This window comes from Bacillus swezeyi (genome assembly GCF_001969815.1).
Lineage (GTDB): Bacteria > Bacillota > Bacilli > Bacillales > Bacillaceae > Bacillus > Bacillus swezeyi.
The window spans coordinates 200,608-221,198 of the sequence record NZ_MRBK01000004.1 but is presented as its reverse complement, the minus strand read 5'-3'; the positions used below and the strand labels follow the sequence as shown (position 1 = coordinate 221,198).

At 44.1% G+C, this 20,591-nt stretch carries 16 protein-coding genes and 1 pseudogene; 12 read left to right on the top strand and 5 right to left on the bottom strand.

Annotated features, from left to right (window positions below; translation table 11 throughout):
* The first annotated feature begins 288 nt into the window (after positions 1-288).
* Genes BTA30_RS03895 through BTA30_RS03865 form a run of 7 tightly spaced genes read left to right on the top strand, consistent with a single transcriptional unit; the run spans position 289 to position 8,463 of the window.
* Complete coding sequence (locus BTA30_RS03895) at positions 289-561, top strand: PqqD family peptide modification chaperone (protein ID WP_076759527.1); 273 nt, start codon at positions 289-291, stop codon at positions 559-561.
* Positions 561-1,025 carry a lasso peptide biosynthesis B2 protein gene (locus tag BTA30_RS03890; RefSeq protein WP_076759525.1) on the top strand — a complete coding sequence of 155 codons (465 nt, stop codon included), beginning with the start codon at positions 561-563 and terminating at the stop codon, positions 1,023-1,025. Before BTA30_RS03895 ends, BTA30_RS03890 begins: the two co-directional genes overlap by 1 nt.
* Entirely contained in the window at positions 1,022-3,028 is a 2,007-nt protein-coding gene (locus tag BTA30_RS03885; protein WP_076759523.1) for an asparagine synthase-related protein, read from the top strand. Before BTA30_RS03890 ends, BTA30_RS03885 begins: the two co-directional genes overlap by 4 nt.
* A 34-nt stretch (positions 3,029-3,062) precedes the next feature.
* Positions 3,063-4,985 carry an ABC transporter ATP-binding protein gene (locus BTA30_RS03880; RefSeq protein WP_076759521.1) on the top strand — a complete coding sequence of 641 codons (1,923 nt, stop codon included), beginning with the start codon at positions 3,063-3,065 and terminating at the stop codon, positions 4,983-4,985.
* A gap of 2 nt (positions 4,986-4,987) precedes the next feature.
* Complete coding sequence (locus BTA30_RS03875; protein ID WP_239693579.1) at positions 4,988-6,784, top strand: ABC transporter ATP-binding protein; 1,797 nt, start codon at positions 4,988-4,990, stop codon at positions 6,782-6,784.
* Positions 6,785-6,799: 15 nt separating this feature from the next.
* A complete protein-coding gene (locus BTA30_RS03870) occupies positions 6,800-7,255 on the top strand; it encodes a GNAT family N-acetyltransferase (RefSeq protein ID WP_076759517.1) in 456 nt (151 codons plus the stop codon).
* 17 nt (positions 7,256-7,272) lie between these two features.
* Entirely contained in the window at positions 7,273-8,463 is a 1,191-nt protein-coding gene (locus tag BTA30_RS03865; protein ID WP_076759515.1) for a clostripain-related cysteine peptidase, read from the top strand.
* Positions 8,464-8,541: 78 nt separating this feature from the next.
* Here the strand turns inward: BTA30_RS03865 and ywcE are convergent, their stop codons facing one another.
* Complete coding sequence (gene ywcE, locus BTA30_RS03860) at positions 8,542-8,802, bottom strand: spore morphogenesis/germination protein YwcE (protein ID WP_076759513.1); 261 nt, start codon at positions 8,800-8,802, stop codon at positions 8,542-8,544.
* Positions 8,803-9,053: 251 nt separating this feature from the next.
* On the opposite strand from ywcE, the gene BTA30_RS03855 reads away from it, so the two are divergent.
* Complete coding sequence (locus BTA30_RS03855) at positions 9,054-10,217, top strand: GNAT family N-acetyltransferase (RefSeq protein WP_076759511.1); 1,164 nt, start codon at positions 9,054-9,056, stop codon at positions 10,215-10,217.
* Between the two features lie 42 nt (positions 10,218-10,259).
* On the opposite strand, the gene BTA30_RS03850 is transcribed toward BTA30_RS03855, so the two are convergent.
* Complete coding sequence (locus BTA30_RS03850; RefSeq protein ID WP_076759509.1) at positions 10,260-11,615, bottom strand: YjiH family protein; 1,356 nt, start codon at positions 11,613-11,615, stop codon at positions 10,260-10,262.
* Between the two features lie 296 nt (positions 11,616-11,911).
* Between BTA30_RS03850 and BTA30_RS03845 the strand changes: the two genes are divergently transcribed.
* Positions 11,912-13,096 (top strand): FtsW/RodA/SpoVE family cell cycle protein, encoded by a 1,185-nt coding sequence (locus tag BTA30_RS03845; RefSeq protein WP_076759507.1) that lies wholly within the window; start codon positions 11,912-11,914, stop codon positions 13,094-13,096.
* 130 nt (positions 13,097-13,226) lie between these two features.
* Positions 13,227-14,396 (top strand): FtsW/RodA/SpoVE family cell cycle protein, encoded by a 1,170-nt coding sequence (locus BTA30_RS03840; RefSeq protein WP_076759505.1) that lies wholly within the window; start codon positions 13,227-13,229, stop codon positions 14,394-14,396.
* A gap of 31 nt (positions 14,397-14,427) precedes the next feature.
* Here BTA30_RS03840 and BTA30_RS03835 read toward each other — a convergent pair whose 3' ends face one another.
* A complete protein-coding gene (locus BTA30_RS03835) occupies positions 14,428-15,603 on the bottom strand; it encodes a M20 family metallopeptidase (protein ID WP_076759503.1) in 1,176 nt (391 codons plus the stop codon).
* 145 nt (positions 15,604-15,748) lie between these two features.
* On the opposite strand from BTA30_RS03835, the gene nfsA reads away from it, so the two are divergent.
* Together nfsA and BTA30_RS03825 are read left to right on the top strand one after the other, a co-directional pair.
* Positions 15,749-16,498 carry an oxygen-insensitive NADPH nitroreductase gene (gene nfsA / locus BTA30_RS03830; protein ID WP_076759501.1) on the top strand — a complete coding sequence of 250 codons (750 nt, stop codon included), beginning with the start codon at positions 15,749-15,751 and terminating at the stop codon, positions 16,496-16,498.
* A gap of 269 nt (positions 16,499-16,767) precedes the next feature.
* Positions 16,768-17,773, top strand: a pseudogene (locus tag BTA30_RS03825) (LLM class flavin-dependent oxidoreductase).
* On the opposite strand, the gene BTA30_RS03820 reads toward BTA30_RS03825, so the two are convergent.
* Positions 17,770-18,018: a hypothetical protein gene (locus BTA30_RS03820; protein WP_076759499.1), complete on the bottom strand. Its 249-nt coding sequence runs from the start codon at positions 18,016-18,018 to the stop codon at positions 17,770-17,772. The pseudogene BTA30_RS03825 and the gene BTA30_RS03820 overlap by 4 nt on opposite strands.
* Positions 18,019-18,150: 132 nt before the next feature.
* The gene (locus BTA30_RS03815) at positions 18,151-20,556 is read right to left on the bottom strand and encodes a S8 family peptidase (protein ID WP_411813139.1); all 2,406 of its coding nucleotides are present in this window, start codon (positions 20,554-20,556) and stop codon (positions 18,151-18,153) included.
* Positions 20,557-20,591: the final 35 nt, after the last annotated feature.

The window sequence follows — 20,591 nt, the reverse complement described above, 5'->3', positions numbered from 1 at the left end:
TCCCGCAATAATCGCCCATTAAGAAAGTTGAATGATTCTGTCGGTTTTCAGTACTTTTTTGTGGTTTATGAAGTATGATCCTGTGATAATCTGTTTCTGTAATCGATTGGAAAATTAGGGGGACTAGAATTTGTACGCAGGATTTTTAACATACTGAAGTGGCATGTCTATTTCGCCTAAAAAACAGCCTTTTGGAGGAAAAAAGGAAGAAGACAGTGTGTAAAGAGAGCTTATTGGCTCTCTTCTCATTTTATATCTCTGAAACATACACACTAGGAGGAGGGTACTTTGAAAATTACACGAATTCAAGAGACGGCGACTACTGTTTTGGAGAATGAATGTATCGTTCTGAACCTGGACAATGGGCAGTACTTCGGATTGGAGGGCGCATTAAAGGAGCTCTGGTTAGAAATTCAAAATGAACGGAAGGACACAAAAGACATTCTTATAAAATGGAAAACGGAATTTGATCAGACGGAAGAAGAACTATCAATCATTTTAATTGAGGCGATTCAAGAATTGACACAAAATCAGCTCATAAAAATAGAGGATAAAAGCTGATGGACAAAAAGGCTTTAGAAAAAAAACACGAATATTTTACAGCCGTTCATGCTTTCGTGCGCATGATGTTGCTAAATCATGAATTTGAAGAGGCTTATGAAAAAATTGCAGTTCATATGTTCCCGCTGTATGCAAGCGCAAAGCAGAGAAATGCCGCGCGTTTAAATACGCATGACCTGCAGGAGCATGGTAAACAGTTGTATTCATTAGATGAAGCGGATCATCTTGTCACTTCATGCGTTTCAATCGCACTTACCATTCAATCCATCTTATTTAGTAATGGATGCAATGCTGACTTATTAATTGGAGTTAAAAAAATTGATGACAAGCTGTTTTCTCATGCATGGGTGCAGCTGGAAAACGGCGATTCCATCGATCCCAATAATAAAAATAAGGATTTGAGAGTTTTACAGACATATAACATGACAGATTATGCGGAAAGGTGGGTGTTATCTCTAATATGAAGCTTTGGTTCGGAATGCAAGGAGAAAACACTGATATATGGAAGAAGTGGTTTGCTTCTGTAAAGCAATGGGGAAGGACAGAAGACGTCCGTTGGATAAGCGGCGGAAACATGAATATGGCTGAAGCATGTATTCAATATGATGAAACGATTCTTAAACATTCTGACCAAGCAAATCTTCCATACCCGGTCATCCTGGATGGATGGGTAAGCGGAAAGCTTCATGCAAAATCAGATGGCGCCATTATGTTTTTTAAACACTATGAAGCTTTGTGCACTGCATTGAGACAGGATAACAAGGCTGAATTGCTTTCTCGCTCACATGGTGAATTCACACTGTGTTGGTGGGATGAAAGCTTGGAGAGTCTGGTTTTGGCGACTGATATATACGCGACTCGCCCGATTTATTATTGGATCGGTCCTGAAGGGGAATGGTTTGCAGCCAATGATCTGCGCATCCTTTTGCTTGTGCCTGACATTCCTTTTGTTATAGATGAAGAGGTGTGCAAAACATTTCCAACTTCGGGTTTTGCTGTGGGGGAGAATGGATTTGAAGACCGCACGTTTTTTAAAGGGATATACAAGGTTCCGGCAGCTTCCTACGCTTTTCTTGCTCAACGTTCAGTAAAGGTGCACAGTTATTGGGGAATGCCGCAGCTTTTAAAACAGAAGGATCTCACTGAAGATGCTGTTCCCCATTTTCGGGAACTGTTTCGGGAAGTCACTGCAGATCGTTTGAAAGATCAAAAACATATTATCGAATTAAGCGGCGGATTAGATTCGGCCACTGTCACTGCCGCCGCGATTTCGGGAGGAAGCAGGGAACAGCTTTTGGCCGTCAATATTTCATTTGCAGATCCGGATATGATATTAAGCCATGACAGGGAACTTGTGAAAAATATGATGAAGGATTTGAACATCCCTGGCTTGATCATTCTTGGAGATGGCACAGCAAAGATTCCAAACGCTGAAATTGGCCGGGATCCGCTTTGGTTTGTAGACGGTCCTGATCCGAGAGCCAATTCACTTGTCAATGAAACATTTACAGTGATTGCCGAGGAGTTTGGGGCATCATCTGTTCTGACAGGCGAGGGCGGAGATTTTATATTCAGCGGCGAAGTGGCTGTTATTGATTCCCTGATTCGCCAGAAACGCTTTTCTGAGGCAAACAGGCTGCTTCGGGAATGGTCCGGCGGCCGCCCTAAAGAGATGATAAAGCTTGGGTTTCGATATGGGATCGCACCTTTTGTCCCTTATCTTGGCGAAAAGCTCTACTATGATTTGCTTTGGTCAGATACAGAGTATGAGCTGCCCGAATATTTTACTGAAGAACATATACTGAGAGAAAGGGAGATTAATAGGGAAGACCATTTGCGCTATCGAAAAAGCCGAAAATTATCATCCTGGGGAAAAAGGTTTCATTTTGATTTTTTATGGCCGAGGGCGAGATATATGGATTCTGTCGGTGTGAGTTTGCCGGCGTACCACCCTTTTTTGGATCGGCGGCTGATTGAATTTTCCTTCTCTGTACCGCCTGAACAGCATTTTGATGTGTTAAAAGGGTGTGTGGAGAATTATGCAGGTTCGAAAATGCTTCTTCGCAAATCGTTTACTGATATTTTGCCTTCATATGTATACAACAGATCAACTAAAACGACATACGCCCATATGGCAAGAAAAAGCTTCTTGAACGATAGAAGACATATCCTTCAATTGTTTGAGCCAGGGGAACGCGTGCTGGTGGATGAACTTGGAATTATTAAACGGGATGTGTGGTGGAAACACTTGCTTTCTATGGCTATCCGCTCCGAAGATCCGAATAATGATTTAGGAATGGGCTATCAATACATGAGATCTGTGATTGATTTAGAAATTTGGCTGAGGGAAGCAAGTAAAGGGAAGCGGCACCTTCTTGAACGCAGCCGGCCGAAAAAACCGCGGGTCCTGGCTGACATAGAAACCGTCAATATGACGGAAAAAACAAGATTGTATTCATATCAATGACATCAATAATCTCGCAAAAGGTGAAAAAATGAAGATGAAGCATATCAAAGAGCCGCTTCAAACTGGAAGGCTGCTCGGCAAAATGGTGTGGAAATCCGGTCCGTGGCTGTTGATCAGTATTATTTTCTTCATTTTGATCGAAGCCATAACTCCTTTGCTGCAATTGTACGCTTCAAAACAAATGATCGACGGCATTGTGGAACAGGATGCCTTCACCCATACTGAAATATGGGCTGTTGTTTATGCATGCAGCTTGGTGATGATCGGTGCTGTAAAGTCTCTGGAAAAATGGGTAAAGGCGCTGCTTGCGGAGAAATCTATGATGACTGTTAACTGTTTATTAATCGACGCTTTTGAACGTATTCCAGGCATGCGTTTTTTTGAGGATCCGAAATACAGGGACCGCCTTGAGACATTGCGGGATCGTTCTACTTGGCTTCCCACTCAATTTATCAATATAAGCTCAAACTTGCTGACAGCAGTTGTTTCTTTGGCAGGCGTCGTTTTGGTGATAGCCTATTTGTCTCCTGTCCTGGCTGTCATTCTCATTTTGTCAACAGCGCCGTTTGCATTTGTGCATAATCATTATAATGAAATGGAGTGGGAATACAACAAAGAATATGCTCCAGTAAGAAGAAAGGCCGCGTATACCCGCCATATTCTGCTCAGCAGGCGGTCTGCAAAAGAAGTGCGCTTGTTTGGGCTGGGAGATTTTTTTATAAATTTATATCAATCCAATTTTAAAAATTTATATTCTGTGCTAAAAAAAATCCAAATCAGGAGTTCACGCTGGTCTGTTTTAACAGGTTTCTTATCAGGAGCCGGGACAGGTTTGGGCTATTTTTGGATTTTATCCCAATCGGGTTCAAATCACTTTTCAGTAGGTGATATTTCTTTGTATTTAGGAGCGGTCTTTCAATTATCAACAGCCCTCAGGGATATAGCCAAAGAAGGTGCGGATACAATGGATATTTGGAGAATGGGGAGAGACTTTTTTCTATTTATGAACGCGAAAATAGATATCTCGCTTCCTTCAAAAGGCAAGCGCATTGCGTCAAAGGGAGCAATGGCTGTCGAATTCAAAGATGTGAGCTTCCGATATCCTTTCCAAGAGATGTCCGCCGGCCATCAAGTGTATGACACTGAATTGGAAGACGAAGATTTTGACTTATACGATGATTTGGAAGATGAAGACTTGAGAGAGCACCATCACTCTGAATCTGACGGCCGGTGTACGGAATATGTTCTGAATCGCGTCAGTTTTTCGATATCACCGGGTGAGAAAGTTGCGATTGTAGGAGCGAATGGTTCGGGAAAAACGACGCTTATGAAACTGCTTTGCCGTTTTTATGAATATCATGAGGGCGAGATCAAGGTTAATGGGATCAACATTCGGGATATGGACCTGCATGGGCTGAGAAGCAGAATGTCGGTTGTGTTTCAAGAATTCGGCAAGTATGAATTGTCGCTCCGAAATAATATAGGGCTAGGTGATGTAGAAGCTTTGAATGATGAAGAAAAGCTTCACCGCGCAGCACAGGCCGCCCAGCTCGAATACGTCATCAACGATCTGCCCGAAGGAATGGATACCATGATCGGTCCTGAATGGGGCGGAACGGACTTTTCGGGAGGCCAATGGCAGCGGATCGCTTTAGCCAGATCGTTTGTGAAAGATGCCGGACTCGTCATATTGGATGAACCAGCCGCATCTTTGGATATTCGGGCGGAGTATGAAATTTTCCGGCAATTTCACAGCTTCACAGAGGGAAAAACAGTGATCATGATCTCCCACCGGTTCAGCACGGTGAAAATGGCAGACCGCATATTGGTGTTGAAAAACGGAAAAATCATAGAAGAAGGAAGCCATGAAGAACTTATGAAGCAAGATGGAGAGTACAACAAAATGTTTCGTTTGCAGGCTCAATCTTTTCAAGGGAAGGATGAGGTTCATTGCTGAAAATGTATTTGTTTTTAAAAAAACTGCCTCAAACTTCTTCCCTGATATTTTATGGTTTAGCATTATTTTGGCGCTGTGATCCTTTAAAGACGTCAATCCTGTTTTTCATTACGCTGCTGAACGCTTTGCTTGGACCGCTGCTTGTATGGCTAAGCGCAGAAGTGATCGACGAGATTTCGCGATCGCCATTCGAACTGTCTTCTTGGAATACACTGGTTTGGGCAGCTATAGCCTACATTGGTTTTACGCTCATAGTTGATGCTCTTCAGCCGGTGGCGGAAATGCAAAAGAGGCTGCTTACTGCAAAACTGGAGGCATACCTTGACGAACAGCTCATGAAAAAAGCGGTTTCCATTCCCGATATCGCCGCCTTTGAAGATGCGTCTTTTCATACCAATACTCAAATCATTCGCTATAATGAATATTTTGTTACAATGTGGGTGACGATTGTTTCCCAAACGTTGAGCGGGATTGTAATGATTGCCGCCGGCAGCCTGATGATTGGAATGTTTGCTCCATGGGTGCCGATTCTGTTTCTTATTTTGGCCGTGCCTAAATTGTATTGGGAGGCTAAATTAAACAATGCCACTTTTGAAGGGCGCAAAGAAGTTCAGGATCTAAGAAGGCGTGCAGAATACTATGCGGGTGTTCCCCTCATTCCCGAAACAGCCGGGGAAGTCAAGATGTACAACCTTGTTCCTTTTTTTAAAACTTCTTATAGAAACACTTCCATGAAGCTGCTTCATACGCTTTCCAACGATCAAAAAAAATTGGCTTTGTACCAGCTTTTTTGGTCTGTTTTACAATCCTTGGCTACCGGAGCCGTTCTGATTTACATCGTGCGCCAAGCTCTTCAAGGCGCTGTGTCGGTTGGAGATTTATTGCTCTTCATCGGGGCTGCCGTTCAATTTAACGAAGGAATCAATGAAATGTTCGCGGCCTTTGCAATTGGAGCAAGAGAAACAAGACATTTAGGAAACATACATTCCTTTTTACATAGCAAAAATTCCATGGAAAACGGGGAAACGATGCTTCCAGATCAGAAGAGTGAGGGGTTTGCATTTGATCATGTATTGTTTTCCTATGACGGGGACAAAACGGTTCTTGATATTGAAAAACTTGACATTCCATTGAATAAAACGACTGTACTCGTAGGGGAGAACGGATCGGGAAAAAGCACGCTCATCAAATTGCTCTTGCGCTATTTTGATCCAAATCAGGGCGCCATTTTTTATAACGGCATGCCGCTGAAAGCATACGACATTGAACATTTCCGCTCTCATGCAACAGCCGTCTTTCAAGATTTTTTGAAGTATGAAATGACTCTTAAACATAATATTGGAATGGGGGACATCTCGTCTTGCGGCGATTTATCAAAAATAGAAAGCGCTTCAATGTTTGGTGGTGTTGACCTGTTTCTTCATAAACTTGAAAACGGCTACGAAACAGAGCTGGGCAGACTCTTCGGCGGAAGAAACCTATCCGGGGGAGAATGGCAGCGCGTCGCCATATCACGCGCTTTTATGCGTGACGAATCAGCAGATATTCTAATATTTGACGAGCCGTCATCTGCGCTGGACGTGTTTATTGAAGAAGAAATATTCAACAAACTGAACAGGCTTACACAAGGCAAAACAGTCATTATCGTCTCTCACCGGTTGAGCACAGCCCGTTTTGCCGACCACATCGTGTTTTTGGAAAAAGGGAAAGTCGCAGAGACCGGAACACACGATGAATTAATAAAAAACCAAGCCCAATACGCAAACTTATACCGTTTGCAAGCTGAAAAGTATGTTTAATAAAGGAGAATAGCCGTGAATAAAATCGATGAGTTCCGTTTATTTCAAAAAGAGGATATTGAATGGCTGCAAACCTGGTTTGAAGATGGAGAAGTGCAAAAGCGCCTTGAAGGCATGATGCCGCTGCACGATTGGTACGATTTCGTCGAAGAAAATGAGAACTACCAGGTATGGGCTGCTCTGCAAGGCGGAAAACCTGTTGGAGCGGTGATGGTCGAGGTGGAGGAAGATTTCACCGGGAATATTGCTCTTTTGGTTGATCCTTTCTTGCGTTCAAAAGGATATGGTAAAGCGATCATAAAAAGGACTGTGCAATTGCCTGAAATGAGCCGGATTAAAAAGTGGTTTGCCGGAATTGAAGAGGATAACCATGCTTGTTTAAGATGCTTTCAATCCATTGGATATTCTTTTGAAAGCGATCAGCCTGATGAGGATGGCTACTACTCTCTTATTTATTTTACCGAATACTAAATAAGGAGATTATAATGATGAAATGGATGAAATGGATTGTAATTTCTGTTCTATCATTTGCTTTTTTCCAGCCGGCGTCCGCAGCCGGATTCAAAAAAAAGGACGACTATACCATTCTTGTATACATGATCGGGTCTGATATGGAAAGCGATTTTCAAATGGCGAGCGATGATATTAAAGAAATGATGGATGCCGGTTCATCTTCAAACATTAATGTTGTTCTTCAGACAGGGGGAGCAAAAAAGTGGGCGAATCCTTCCATTAAACATACGACGAATCAAAGGTGGAAAGTCGACCATCAAAATCTGAAGCTCCTTGATGAAATCGGGAATCAAAATATGGACAGCCCCAGCTCTTTATCGGACTTCATCACATGGGGAGTCAAAAAATACCCAGCCAAAAAATATGTTCTCATCTTTTGGGGCCATGGGTTGGGATCTGTTGACGGCTATGGTGGTGACGAAAACTTCGGCAATAAGAAAATGAAAATAAGCGAGCTCCAGTCGGGGATGAAGCAGGCATTTGCAAAAACAAATAAAAAGTTTGATTTAATAGGTTTTGACAATTGCAAGATGGCTGGGATTGAAACAGCTTATGCTTTAAAAGATTTTGGGAAATACATGCTGGCTTCTGTCGATTATACAAACCAGAATGGCTGGGACTACACAAGGGCATTGCAGGCTGTGCATGATCAGCCTGCAATCAGCCCGAAAGAGCTGGCCAGGGAAATAGCGCAAGGGTATGTCAAGCAGTCAAAAGAAAACGGTGAAACAGAAGACTTGCAGCAATCTTTGATTCATTTGAACAAAGTAAAAGACGTAATGTATGCATTGGACAAACTGAGCGTAAAAATGAATCGCGCTTTGAAGAATCCTGATTCAAAACTCTTACTCCACTATGCACGTCTAGCCGCCGAAGATTATGCCGATGAGTCGGATATGGTTGATTTGGCGGATTTGGCAGGGTTAATCGGCCTGCAGATCGACGCCCGAAAAGAAGCAAAAGAGATTGCCAAAACCGTCGGCAGAGCCGTCGAATTTAACATGAAATCTCCCGAACATCCTAGAGGGAGCGGAATATCTGTATATTTTCCAGCCAGAGATCAGGGCAGGTTTGTGGAAAAGTCGCAAATTTACCAGCGCCTTGATTTCAGCAAACGCTATAAAACGTTCATCCATCATTATTCAGAGACATCATTTGATCTATAGACTGAAAGAAAGCAAAACGCTAAAAAAGGCCGACTTTAAAACCGGCCTTTTTTAGAGGATGCCATTTGGTTTTTTTCATTACCGGCTCATGTGTTTTCTAATCAATGGGAGTCCGTAAATCAAGAAAGCTGCGATATGGGCAATGACGACGTTAAGAATGAAGACTGCGATCATGAGGGAGTGTCCTGTTGGAGAAAGACTGCTTGTCATGTAGAAAAAGAAGAATACCCACATTAAAATGATTGGCGGTATAGACGAAAGTGCAACTTTCTTATTGTCCAGCCATAAAAATAATGGAGTGGCGCTTGCAATCAGCAAGTAAGCAAAAAACATATCCATACGTTTTCAGCCCCTTTCGATAATGATAGCGCTGTCAAAAGTAGCGGAGTCAAACAGAAATTGTGTCTAATTGAAGAATATTTTGTGAACATTCTGTTACATTTATTATACCACGTTATTCGAAAAATGATACATCCTGGAAAACATTTTCCGCTCCAACTATCTGCTCAATTTTCGTGATGATTCAGTAGGAAAAAATGGGTAAAAAAGAGAATATGTGATCATTAAATATTTTCCTGAGGAGATGGATGATGCGAAAATTGGTCAGGATCACAGCAGAAGCAGACATTCTCAGAGCGATCAGCCTTTCAGAATATGCTTTTCAGAGAAAGCTTTCTGAAGAAGAGCTGGAAAAAGCAAAACTGCATTATCAAAAGCATGAAGTGATTGGCATAACAGAAGGTGAAAAGCTCCTTTCAAAGCTGAACATCATTCCGTTTGAAGTCCAAATTGAAAATTGCAGCATGAAGATGGGAGGAATCGCCGGTGTTGCGACTTGGCCCGAAGAAAGAAGAAAAGGCACCGTCAGGCAGCTTTTAAAGGCTTCCTTAAACATAATGAGAGAGAATCAGCAGCCCATCAGTTTTTTATATCCTTTTAAAATCTCTTTTTACCGCAAGTTTGGCTGGGAATTAACATTTTATCAAAAAGTGATCTCCATAAAGCGTGAGCAGCTCACACCTCTTGAACAAACGGAAGGCTTTGTACGCAGGCTTGAGAAAGCTAAAGGGCCGGATGAGGCAGGAATGCTCTATGATCAGTTCCGAAGCCGGCATAATGGTTTATTAAAGCGAGGGGCCGACTATTGGATGACAAATATTTTAGAAGACTCGGTGATACCGGCCGTTTACTATGCAAAGAATGGCGTTCCGCTCGGGTACATTTTGTACACAATAAAAGACAAGAAAATGACGATTGAGGAACTGATCTGTATTCGGCATGAAGCACGAGCAGGGCTTTGGAACTTTGTTTGTCAGCATGACTCGATGATCGAAGAGCTTGAAATGACAGTCGATCCCCAAGACGGCATCGATTTTTTCCTTGATGATCCAAAAATCAAGCAGGATATTCAGCCTTACATGATGGCGAGAATAACAGATGTCTATTCTTTTCTTGAGCAATACCCGCTGAGGCGGCATATCGAAGAGCCATTTGTTTTTCGAGTCAGCGACGACATCGCTGAGTGGAATAATCTAACGCTCAAGGTGGGCAGACATGGTGTTGAGGCCGCAGATGAAGAAAGTGCCGCAAACCCTCTCATGATCGATATTCAGTCGCTCACGGCATTTCTGCTTGGCGCCCGAACTGCCCGGTTTTTTTATAAAGCCGGCAGACTGGCGGGAAGTGAAGAGGAAGTGAGCAGGCTGGACAGCACGATAAGGCCGCAGACTCCTTGGATCAATGATTTTTTCTGAATAAAAAGCCCTTGGATTTGACACCAAGGGCTTTTGTTATGCTTAAAAAATAAAGTGAGCACACACTACGATGACAGGCAGTGTAATTAATGTCCGAACGATAAAAATCAAGACCAGATCAAGGAATGTCACCGGAATTTTAGAACCGAGCAAAAGGCCGCCGACTTCCGACATATAGATTAATTGAGTAACGGATACGCAGGCGATGATGAACCTGGTCATCTCGCTTTCAATACCGCTTCCAAGCACAGACGGAAGGAACATGTCGGCAAACCCGACGACGAGCGTCTGTGAGGCCTCAGCGGCTTCTGGGACCTGCAGCAGTTCAAGCAGCGGAATGAACGGCATGCCGAGCCATGTGAAAACAGGCGTGTACTCGGCGACAATCAGTGCAGCAGTGCCGAGCGCCATGACGACAGGAGCGACGCCCATCCACATATCGAGTACGTTTTTGGCCCCGTCCTGCAGAAACCCTTTAACGCCCGTATTCTGTTTTGCTTTCGCGACAGCCTGAGTGAGGCCCCATTTGAACGGAGTGAACCCCTCCGGAATCTGTTCTTGATCGTGATCGCCATTATCTGTAATATACGTATCAGCCTTTCTTGATAAAGGCGGAATCCGCGGACTGATCACGGCCGCGACGGCTCCGGCCAGCAAGATGGTTAAATAAAACGGAACAAACATATGACCGAGGCCTACCTGCGAGATAATGACGAGGCAAAAAGTAATAGAGACGACTGAAAAAGTCGTGCCGATGATCGCGGCTTCGCGCTTCGTGTAAAACCCTTCTTCATATTGTTTGCTCGTCAGAAGAACGCCGATCGTTCCGTCTCCAAGCCATGAAGCCATACAATCAATCGAAGACCGCCCAGGAAGCTTAAAGATGGGCCTCATCAGCTTTTTCATCAAGGCCCCGCATAATTCGAGCAGACCGAAATTCAAAAGAAAAGGAAGAAAAAGACCGGCAAACAAAAAAACGGAAAAGAGAACGGGCAAGAGATCAAACAATAACGTTCCGCCCGTACTGTCGGCAAATACCGCTTCCGGTCCAATCTTAAAATACGTCATCACTGCGAAAATCATTCCGAGCAGGCGAACGAGATACCAGAATAAAGATACATTCATCAGATTATAGAAAAATTCGCTTTTTTTTATGAAAGATGGATGAAATGTTTTGGTGATAAAGGTTAAGATAAATGTTGCGGCGACGATCATCATCATGATGAATGGCAGCTGCTGATGAAGCAGCTCCTGCAGCGCATTGGAAAAAACCGCGATCGGTATCGTTAAATTTCCTTCAATTTTAACTGGAATCATAAATAGGATAATTCCGATAAGCGAAGGGATCAAAAATTTTATGAGCTCAAGCCTTTTACGCTTTTGAAGTGCTTTATCCAAATGAAAAACTCCTTATGCTTTGGTGATGATGCACCAATTTCGCCGGTCTTTGCATATATGCCGGCAAAAATTTAATTTTATGCAACATTACTCATTTTAATACAAATCAATCAAAAATCAATGACTTTATCCAATTCGACAATAGTTGGAAAAATCCTTTAAAATAGAGAAGGAATTTTTTTGTGCGTGATTAATTCGAAACATTTTGGTTGTTTATACGTCATATCATTTGTGAGGAAGTCGATACTGTCTTCTTATACCATTTCATCGTGTCAGAAATAAAGGCGGGATTTCGAATGAGTCAGAAAAAAAATATAACAAATCCCTTTTATCAAGGCGATTTGATCTTTGTATTTATTGTCTTTTTTGCCATCAGCATTGTGGCGGTTTACGCCGCTCAGCAGTTTAACCAATACAATGAGCCTTTTGCGATGAAGCAGGCCCTTTACTATTTGCTCGGGGCATTGATCATCATTCTGTTTCTTTATTTTGATTTGGAACAGCTTGAAAAGCTCAGCTTTTATTTTTACCTGCTCGGCATCATCATGCTGATTGTTTTAAAACTCAGTCCGGCATATATAGGGTCCTACCGATTTGCTCCGGTGATCAACGGGGCGAAAAGCTGGTTTATGCTTCCCGGCTTTACATTGCAGCCTTCTGAGTTTATGAAGATCGGTCTGATCATGTACTTGGCATCCTTTATGTCAAAACACAGTCCGACAGGTAAACGAACATTTAAAGAAGACTGGATATTTCTATTGAAAATCTTCGGAATCATTATTGTGCCCGCAGGGCTCATTTTAGAACAGGATACCGGTACGGCGGGCATTGTCATGTTTGTGATTCTTGTGATGATTTTCCTTTCAGGTGTAAACTGGAAGCTCATTACGCTGATAGTCGGTTCAGGCCTCACCGCGGCCATTTTGATTTTATACGTCATCATTAGATTCCCGGATGTTGCGGGTGCGGTCGGAATTGAGAAATATCAGATTAACCGTGTCATGACCTGGGTCAATCCGAGCGAACAGACGGCTGATGATAAAATGCAGGTTGAAAGGGCGCAATTGGCCATCGGTTCCGGAAAAGTGTTTGGCAATGGTGTAAGCGATCTTCAAGTCTATGTTCCTGAAGCCCAAACCGACTTTATTTTTGCCGTCATCGGTGAAAGCTTCGGGTTCGCGGGCTGTGCATTTGTCGTTATCATGTTTTTCTTCTTCATTTACAGACTTGTCGTTTTAATAGATCGCATCCATCCGTTTAGCAAATTCGCCTCATTTTTCTGTGCGGGATTTACGGCTTTAATTGTCATTCATACCTTTCAAAATATCGGGATGAACATCGGAATTATGCCTGTAACAGGAGTTCCCCTCCTTTTGGTCAGCTATGGAGGAAGCTCAATTGTCGCCACATTAATCGGTTTTGCAATCGTCTATAATGCGAGCTGCCAATTAACAAAATATCAAAGGTATATGTTTAAATAACGGCCCGAACATTCAGGGCCGTTATTTTATTGAGTGCCGGGGAAGTAATCAACCCTTTTCGTGCATTCTCCGACATTGTTCATGTATAATGAAAGATAGTGTTTTTGATGAAGAAATAAGGCGGGGTATAATGGGTCAGAAGAAAAATATAACAAGTCCCTTTTATCAGGGTGATTTGATTTTTATATTAAGCGCGTTTTTTATGATCAGCATTGTTGCTGTGTATGCAGCGGAGCCGTCATTCGCTTTGAATGGCTATCCAGTGAAACAATTGATTTTTTATATGCTCGGCATTTCAGTGATTGTCTGCTTTCTTTATTTTGATTTGGAGCAGCTTGAAAAGCTCAGCATCTATGTATATATATTCGGTATCTTATCATTGATCGTTTTGAAATTCAGTCCGGAGTCCATTGCACCGATTAAAAACGGGGCGAAGAGCTGGTTTCAATTTGGGACGATCACTTTGCAGCCGTCGGAATTCATGAAAATCGGTTTGATCATGATGCTGGCTTCCGTGATTTCCAAAGCAAGTCCAAAGGGTTCCCGTTCCATGGAGGAGGATGTTCATCTCTTGCTGAAAATCGCCGGGATATCTGCGGTTCCAGTCGGCTTGATTTTGATGCAGGATGCGGGGACGGCGGGAATCTGCATGTTCTTTGTCGCCGTCATGGTTTTTTTGTCGGGTGTGAATTGGAAGCTGATTTCCATTATTGCAGGCTCAGGTGTCGCACTTGTTTTGCTCGTTTTATTTTTGGTGATTAATTTTCCGGAATTTTCGGAGCAGACGCTGCATATTAAGCAATATCAGATCAACCGGGTGATAACGTGGGTCGACTCAAGCCAGCAGACTGCCAATGAAACCTATCAAACGGAAAAAGCCGTTACGGCGATCGGTTCTGGAGAGATTTTCGGTACGGGTATTAACCATTTGAAAGTCTATGTTCCAGAAGGCCAAACCGACTTCATCTTTGCCGTCATCGGCGAAAGCTTTGGCTTTATCGGCTGTACATTTGTGGTCATCATGTTTTTCTTTTTCATCTACAGGCTTGTCGTCCTGATCGACAAAATACATCCGTATAACAGGTTCGCGTCGCTCTTTTGCGTCGGCTATACCGCGCTGATCGTGATCCATACATTCCAAAACATTGGGATGAACATCGGACTGATGCCTGTTACAGGTGTTCCTCTGCTGTTTATCAGCTATGGGGGGAGCTCGGTTCTGTCCGCCCTTATCGGTTTTGCGATCGTCTATAACGCGAGCTGCCAGTTAACCAAATACCAAGGTTATATGTTTAAATAAACGCTGAAAAGACAGCCGAGTCAGGCTGTCTTTAATGTTGATTTAAAAATTCGAGGGCTGCCGACACAAGGATCTTCGCCGCGTTCAGCATGCCTTTTTCATCGATGTCAAATTTAGGATGGTGATGCGGGTAGACGGCGCCCGCCTCCTGATTTCCCGCTCCGGTAAAAAAGAACGCTCCGGGGACTTTTTCGAGATAATAAGAAAAATCTTCACCGATCATATTTGGCTCAAGTTCAATGACAGATTGTTCGCCAAGGACGTTTTTCGCGCATTTTCTAACGATGTCTGTCTCTTTTTCATGATTGAAAACAGGGGGATAGCCTTTTTCATAGTCCAGTTTAAAAGCTGCCCCATTGCTGTCACATACACCTTTAATGACGCGCTCCATCTCGGTGATGATCGTTTCTTGAACCTGTTTGGAAAACGTACGGACCGTTCCTTCAATTACGGCTTCTTCAGCGATGATGTTAAAAGCCTGGCCGGAATGAAATGTTCCGATCGAAATGACTGCTGCATCTGTCGGATCTATTCGGCGGCTTACGATTTGTTGAAGATGGTTCACGACGGAAGCAGCCGTTACTAAAGCGTCTGTCGTTAAATGAGGCGCGCCTCCATGGCCGCCCCGGCCTGAGACCGTGATTGTGAATTTGTCCGCTGCCGCCATCATTGCACCTGACTTTACACCTGCTTGCCCCACTGGCATTGGCGCCCATATGTGGGTGCCGAAGATGGCGTCCGCCCCGTCAAGGCAGCCGTCCTCAATCATCGGCTTTGCCCCGCCCGGTGTGACCTCTTCGCCAAACTGATGAATCAATACGACATTGCCTTTCAGCTCTTTTTTGTGTCTTGCCAGCACTTTTGCTGCGAGCAAGAGAGCCGAAGTATGTGCGTCATGACCGCATGCATGCATGACGCCGGGGACAGTTGACCGATAGGGAACGTCTTTTTGATCCTGTATTGGAAGTGCGTCAAAGTCAGCTCTTAGGGCGACTGTCTTCCCGGGAAGGCCGCCTTTAATCAAACCGACCACCCCTTGCCCGCCGACATTCGTTCTTACTTCAACTCCGAGGTTTTCCAAGTATTTGGCGATGGTCAGCGGTGTGTTGACTTCTTGATGGGAAAGCTCGGGATATTGGTGAAAATGCCTCCTGAGTTCAACCATTTCCGGATATCGTTCATCTAATTCTTCAATTAAGGAATTCACCGCAATCTCCCTTTCGATTTCAAAAATATTAAAATGATTCTATCATTTTACCATATGAAAATGAACTCTTTTTCAAGCTGAAAAATCGTTTTGCTTTAGAGATCAATAAATATTGGATATGATAAAAGCATGAGGAGGTAAAGTGATGAATAAAACGATTGAAACCATTTTAAATCACCGTTCGATCAGGTCTTTTACAGAACGGCTCTTAACAAAGGAAGAGATCCGTTTACTCGTGGAAAGCGCCCAAAGTGCATCGACTTCAAGCTATATTCAGGCCTATTCCATTATCGGGGTTGACGATCAGAGCAAAAAGCGAGAGCTTGCAGCATTGGCAGGCCATCAGCCATATGTCGAAAAAAACGGTCACTTGTTTGTGTTTTGCGCAGACCTTTACCGGCATCACAAAATGGCCATGGAAAAAGGGGAAGACATCAAGGAGTCTCTTGAAGGAACCGAAACATTTATGGTCAGTGTCATCGATGCCGCGCTTGCCGCACAAAACATGTCGATTGCGGCTGAATCGATGGGGCTGGGCATCTGCTATATCGGAGGTATCCGCAACGCTTTGAACGAGGTCTCAGAAATCCTTGAAACACCTGAATATGTACTGCCGCTATTCGGTCTTGTCGTCGGCCATCCGGCCAATCCGTCCGCTAAAAAGCCAAGGCTTCCGCTGGAGCATATCTATCATGAAAATACTTATCAAGTGGACGAAGCGGATATCCATAAGCATTTGAACGCATATGATGAAACCATTTCAAATTATTATCATAACAGAACGAACGGCAAACGGGCCGACAAATGGACTGAGCAGATCACCCAAAGCCTGAAGCAGCCGAAGCGAACGTATATGCATGAATTTGTGAAAGAAAAAGGTTTCAACAAAAGATAAAGTAAAACCCCCTTCGAAACGGAAGGGGTTTCTTCATATTTATGATGTGAAAATATATTTGAGGAAAAGATAAAACATGCCCCAGAATGGAAGACTGAAAAGGATTCCGAATAAACAGCCTTTTGCAAAGTTTTCTTGTACGACTGGAGGGTGCGTTTTTTGTTTCGGCTTTTGCTCATTCATCAGTCTTGGCGCTCCTTTAATTTTTAGCATGATACTATTATTTCTTTTTACACCGGAAAAGTAAACGAAGAATTGGAGGGAAGAACATGTTGGCGTTAAGTATATTGGATCAGTCGCCTGTTTCTGAAGGAAGCACACCTGAAGCGGCTCTTCAACAAACGGTAGAGCTTGCGCAAACGGCCGAAAAGCTTGGCTATAAAAGATTTTGGGTGTCTGAGCATCACTTCTCAAGGAATTTGGCAGGCTCAAGCCCTGAGGTTCTGATCAGCTATATTGCGGCGAAGACAGAAAAGATCCGCGTGGGATCGGGAGGCGTCATGCTTCCTCATTACAGCGCCTATAAGGTGGCTGAAAATTTTCGTGTATTGGAAGGTCTTGCACCCGGGAGGATTGATGCGGGAGTCGGCCGGGCGCCGGGGGGGATGCCGATCGCTTCAATGGCTCTTCAAAATGGAGGCAGACGTATGACTGACCAGTATCCGGGGCAAATTCGCGATCTGATCACATATCTATATGATCAAGCTGACGAACATCACCGTTTTCCGAATTTAACAGCATCCCCGAATGTCGGTTCTGCTCCGGATATTTGGCTGCTCGGCTCATCAGGGGAAAGCGCCAGACTGGCCGCTCAATTCGGCGCTTCTTATACCTTTGCCCAGTTTATCAATGGTGAAGGAGGGGGATGCGGCAAGACAATATATAGAAAGATACCAGCCTTCGGTTTTGGGGGAAAAACCGAAAGTGACGGTCGCAGTATTCGTGATTTGCGCCGAGACTGAAGAAGAAGCCGAGCGTCTCGCCAAAAGCCTTGATTTTTCTTTGCTGGCGAACGAGCAGGGAATGGAGACGAAAGGCTTCCCATCTTTAGGAACGGCGCTGTCATACGATTATTCTCCTTATGAAAAAAGGAGAATCGCAGATAACCGAAAACGTATGGTGATCGGAACGCAGCAGCAAGTGAAAGAACAGCTGCTTGAATTGGCGGGCGCTTATGGAACGGATGAAATCATGGCGGTCACCATCACATACGATTTCCAAGATAAGCTGAATTCATACCGTCTTTTAGCTGAGGCGTTTCAAAACGAAATTTAGCGTTTCTGCTGAAATACATCAAGCAGATAACGGATGGGGAGAAAGATGAACAGGACGCAAATGTATAAGGCGGTAAACAGCCAGCTGAGCGGCACAAGAAGTATGGTGTCCACTGTTTGCTCGGCAGCTTTTTGAAATGGGTTCGGCTGTTGTTTTTGCAGGTTGATGGTGAAATACAAAATCGTGAAAAATATAAAGCAGACCGTCATGAAGGATAAGCCGAATAATACGAGAAATGACAGCATATATACGAAGTCCTCCGATTGCTTTTTTCACGTTTTGAAGAGAAGGGCTTCTCCTGTGAACGCGAGGGGTTTCAATTATCCGTATTTTAACATAAAAAAGCCTTGTTGAGTGATTCTCAACAAGGCTTGTCATTATTCGACGATAAACGGATCTTCTGTCAGGACATAGCTTGATTTTCCTTTAGAAGAGGCATAAGCGAGCATATAATATTTGCCCGGTTTGAGAGCGGCTGAACCATTGATCTGTCCACTCCACTGATAGGATTGATAGCCTTTTCCCTGATTTTTATAAACGCCGGCCTGTCCGAGAAGCTCCAGGTTTTCGTTGTAGACGAGAAATGCGAGCTCCTCAGCCCCGCCAGGAAGATAGGCTTCGACCGTAAATGTTCCCTGCTTTGTTCCCGGTTCAACGGTTACAGATGTGACACGCGGGTAGTCGGGCTCTTTGACGATCAAAAGGGTAGGAATTTCGGCAACTTTTCTGCCTCCCTCGCGGACATATACGGTACCTTCATATGTTCCCGCTTTTGTTTTGGCGGAGTTGACCGTCACCTTCGCAGTTGCTTTTCCAGTTTTCTTGGCAGGTATCACGACTCGCTCGGTTCCTTTTACCGAAATGCCTTGGCCTTTGAAAGAGTACTCGAGCTGATAGGCTTTTCTGTAGGATGAAAGGTTTTCAATTGTAAATGATTGTTTCTTTGTTTGTTTCCCTTTGTCCTTCATGAATGTTCCGAATGAATGGCTTCCCGGACTTACAATGGATGAAGTTTTCAATGCATCCATGATCCGGATGCTGCCGGCCCCTTGCGCACTGTGAGGGAACGGCTTTCCATTTTCATCCGTTAATTTTTCCGCTGTATTCATCAGTACGGCTTTCATTTGTTCAGGCGTCCACTCAGGCTTAGCCTGTTTTAAAATGGCCGCAGTGCCTGCAACATGTGGCGAAGCCATGCTTGTTCCCTGCTTTGAGCCGTAGCCGTGAGGGTTTTTCGGATCATGTGTAGGGATTGTACTGACGATATTGACACCTGGTGCTGAAACGTCGGGCTTGATCATCCAAGTGTCCATGACAGGTCCCCGTGAGGAGAAAGATGCGATCGTTTCACCCAGCTCCTTTTCCAAATGAAAAGAAAAGACAGCGGTGCGTTTACCTGCTTTCATCTGCTGAACAAGCTCTTCCCCTTCTTCTTTCGACAGCTTGACGGTCGGTACGGCCATGCCCGCCACGTTCGCCTCAATCTCCCCGGATACATTATTGTAAATAACGGCTCCGATGGCACCGGCATTTTTAGCGTGTTCGGCTTTATCCACAAATGGGATGCCGCCTCTTTGGATCACTGCGATTTTGCCTCTCACATCTTTGCCCTCAAAATCGTCAGCTTGTCCTATTCCTGCTTCAACAAGCTCAACTTCTTGATTGTTCAATGCCTGAACGTCTTTTTCTTCATCATACCCCATCACTTTTGCCGTAGAATACGAAGCAAACTTTACTGCATACTCATTATACGGAAGCTGTGAGGCGCCGACGGAAATCGCTTCTCTTGAGGTTCCCGGCGATCCGACCGTCCAGTTTTCAGGCCCGCTGTTGCCGTTTGATGTAACGGCGGCTACGCCTTCAGACATCGCCCAGTCAAGTGCAATGCTCGTTGCATAGTCAGGGCTGTTTAGTGAATTACCAAGGGAAAGATTCATGACTTTTGCTCCGTCCGCGACGGCTTTTTCAATCCCTGCGATGACATTTTCGGTTGTTCCTGACCCGCCTGGTCCGAGTACACGATAGGCGAGAAGAGTCGCTTCAGGCGCTACCCCTTTAATCTGGCCGTTTGCGGCAATTGTGCCTGCAACATGTGTACCATGATCAGTTGATTCTCCCCGCGGGTCCCCTGTCGGCGTCTCTTGCGGATCATAGTCATTATCGACAAAGTCATATCCTTTGTACAGTCCGAAGTTTTTCTTCAAGTCAGGGTGTGTGTAATCAACACCTGTGTCAATGACGGCGACCTTGATGCCTTTGCCGGTGTATCCCGATTTCCAAGCCTGATCCGCTCCAATATACGGAGCACTCTTATCCATCTGTGGATAAAAGGCGTCAGCGGCAAGCGTAACGTCTTTTCCCTTTATACTGTCAGGTTTGTATGTCGCGTTCGGATAAACAGCTTTAACTTCCTTGACAGCGAGGAGCTTTGGAATCTCGCTGGCCGGCAGTTTCATTGAAAATCCTGAAAAAACGCGGTCATATTCCCGCTTAATTTTTGCCTTTTTAATCGTTTTCTCCGCTTTGTTTTTCACTTTACTGCGCTCCGCTTTTAAGGAAGCCTTCGTTTGCTTTTTGCCTTCCGCCTTTGCTTCCGCTAATGATTCTTCTTTTAACTCAACGATGACGGTTGTCTGTTTATCTGATGTTACATCAATATCTCCGTAAATCTCCGCTTTCTCCAGTTCTGGAGATTCCTGTTTAGGAGATGATTTTGCCTGTACTCCTGTAAGGAATGTGGATAAAGTGAATAATAGAATAAAAGCAAAAATGGAAAAGCGCATAAGACGTTTCTTCAAAATGTTTTCCCCCTTTTGAG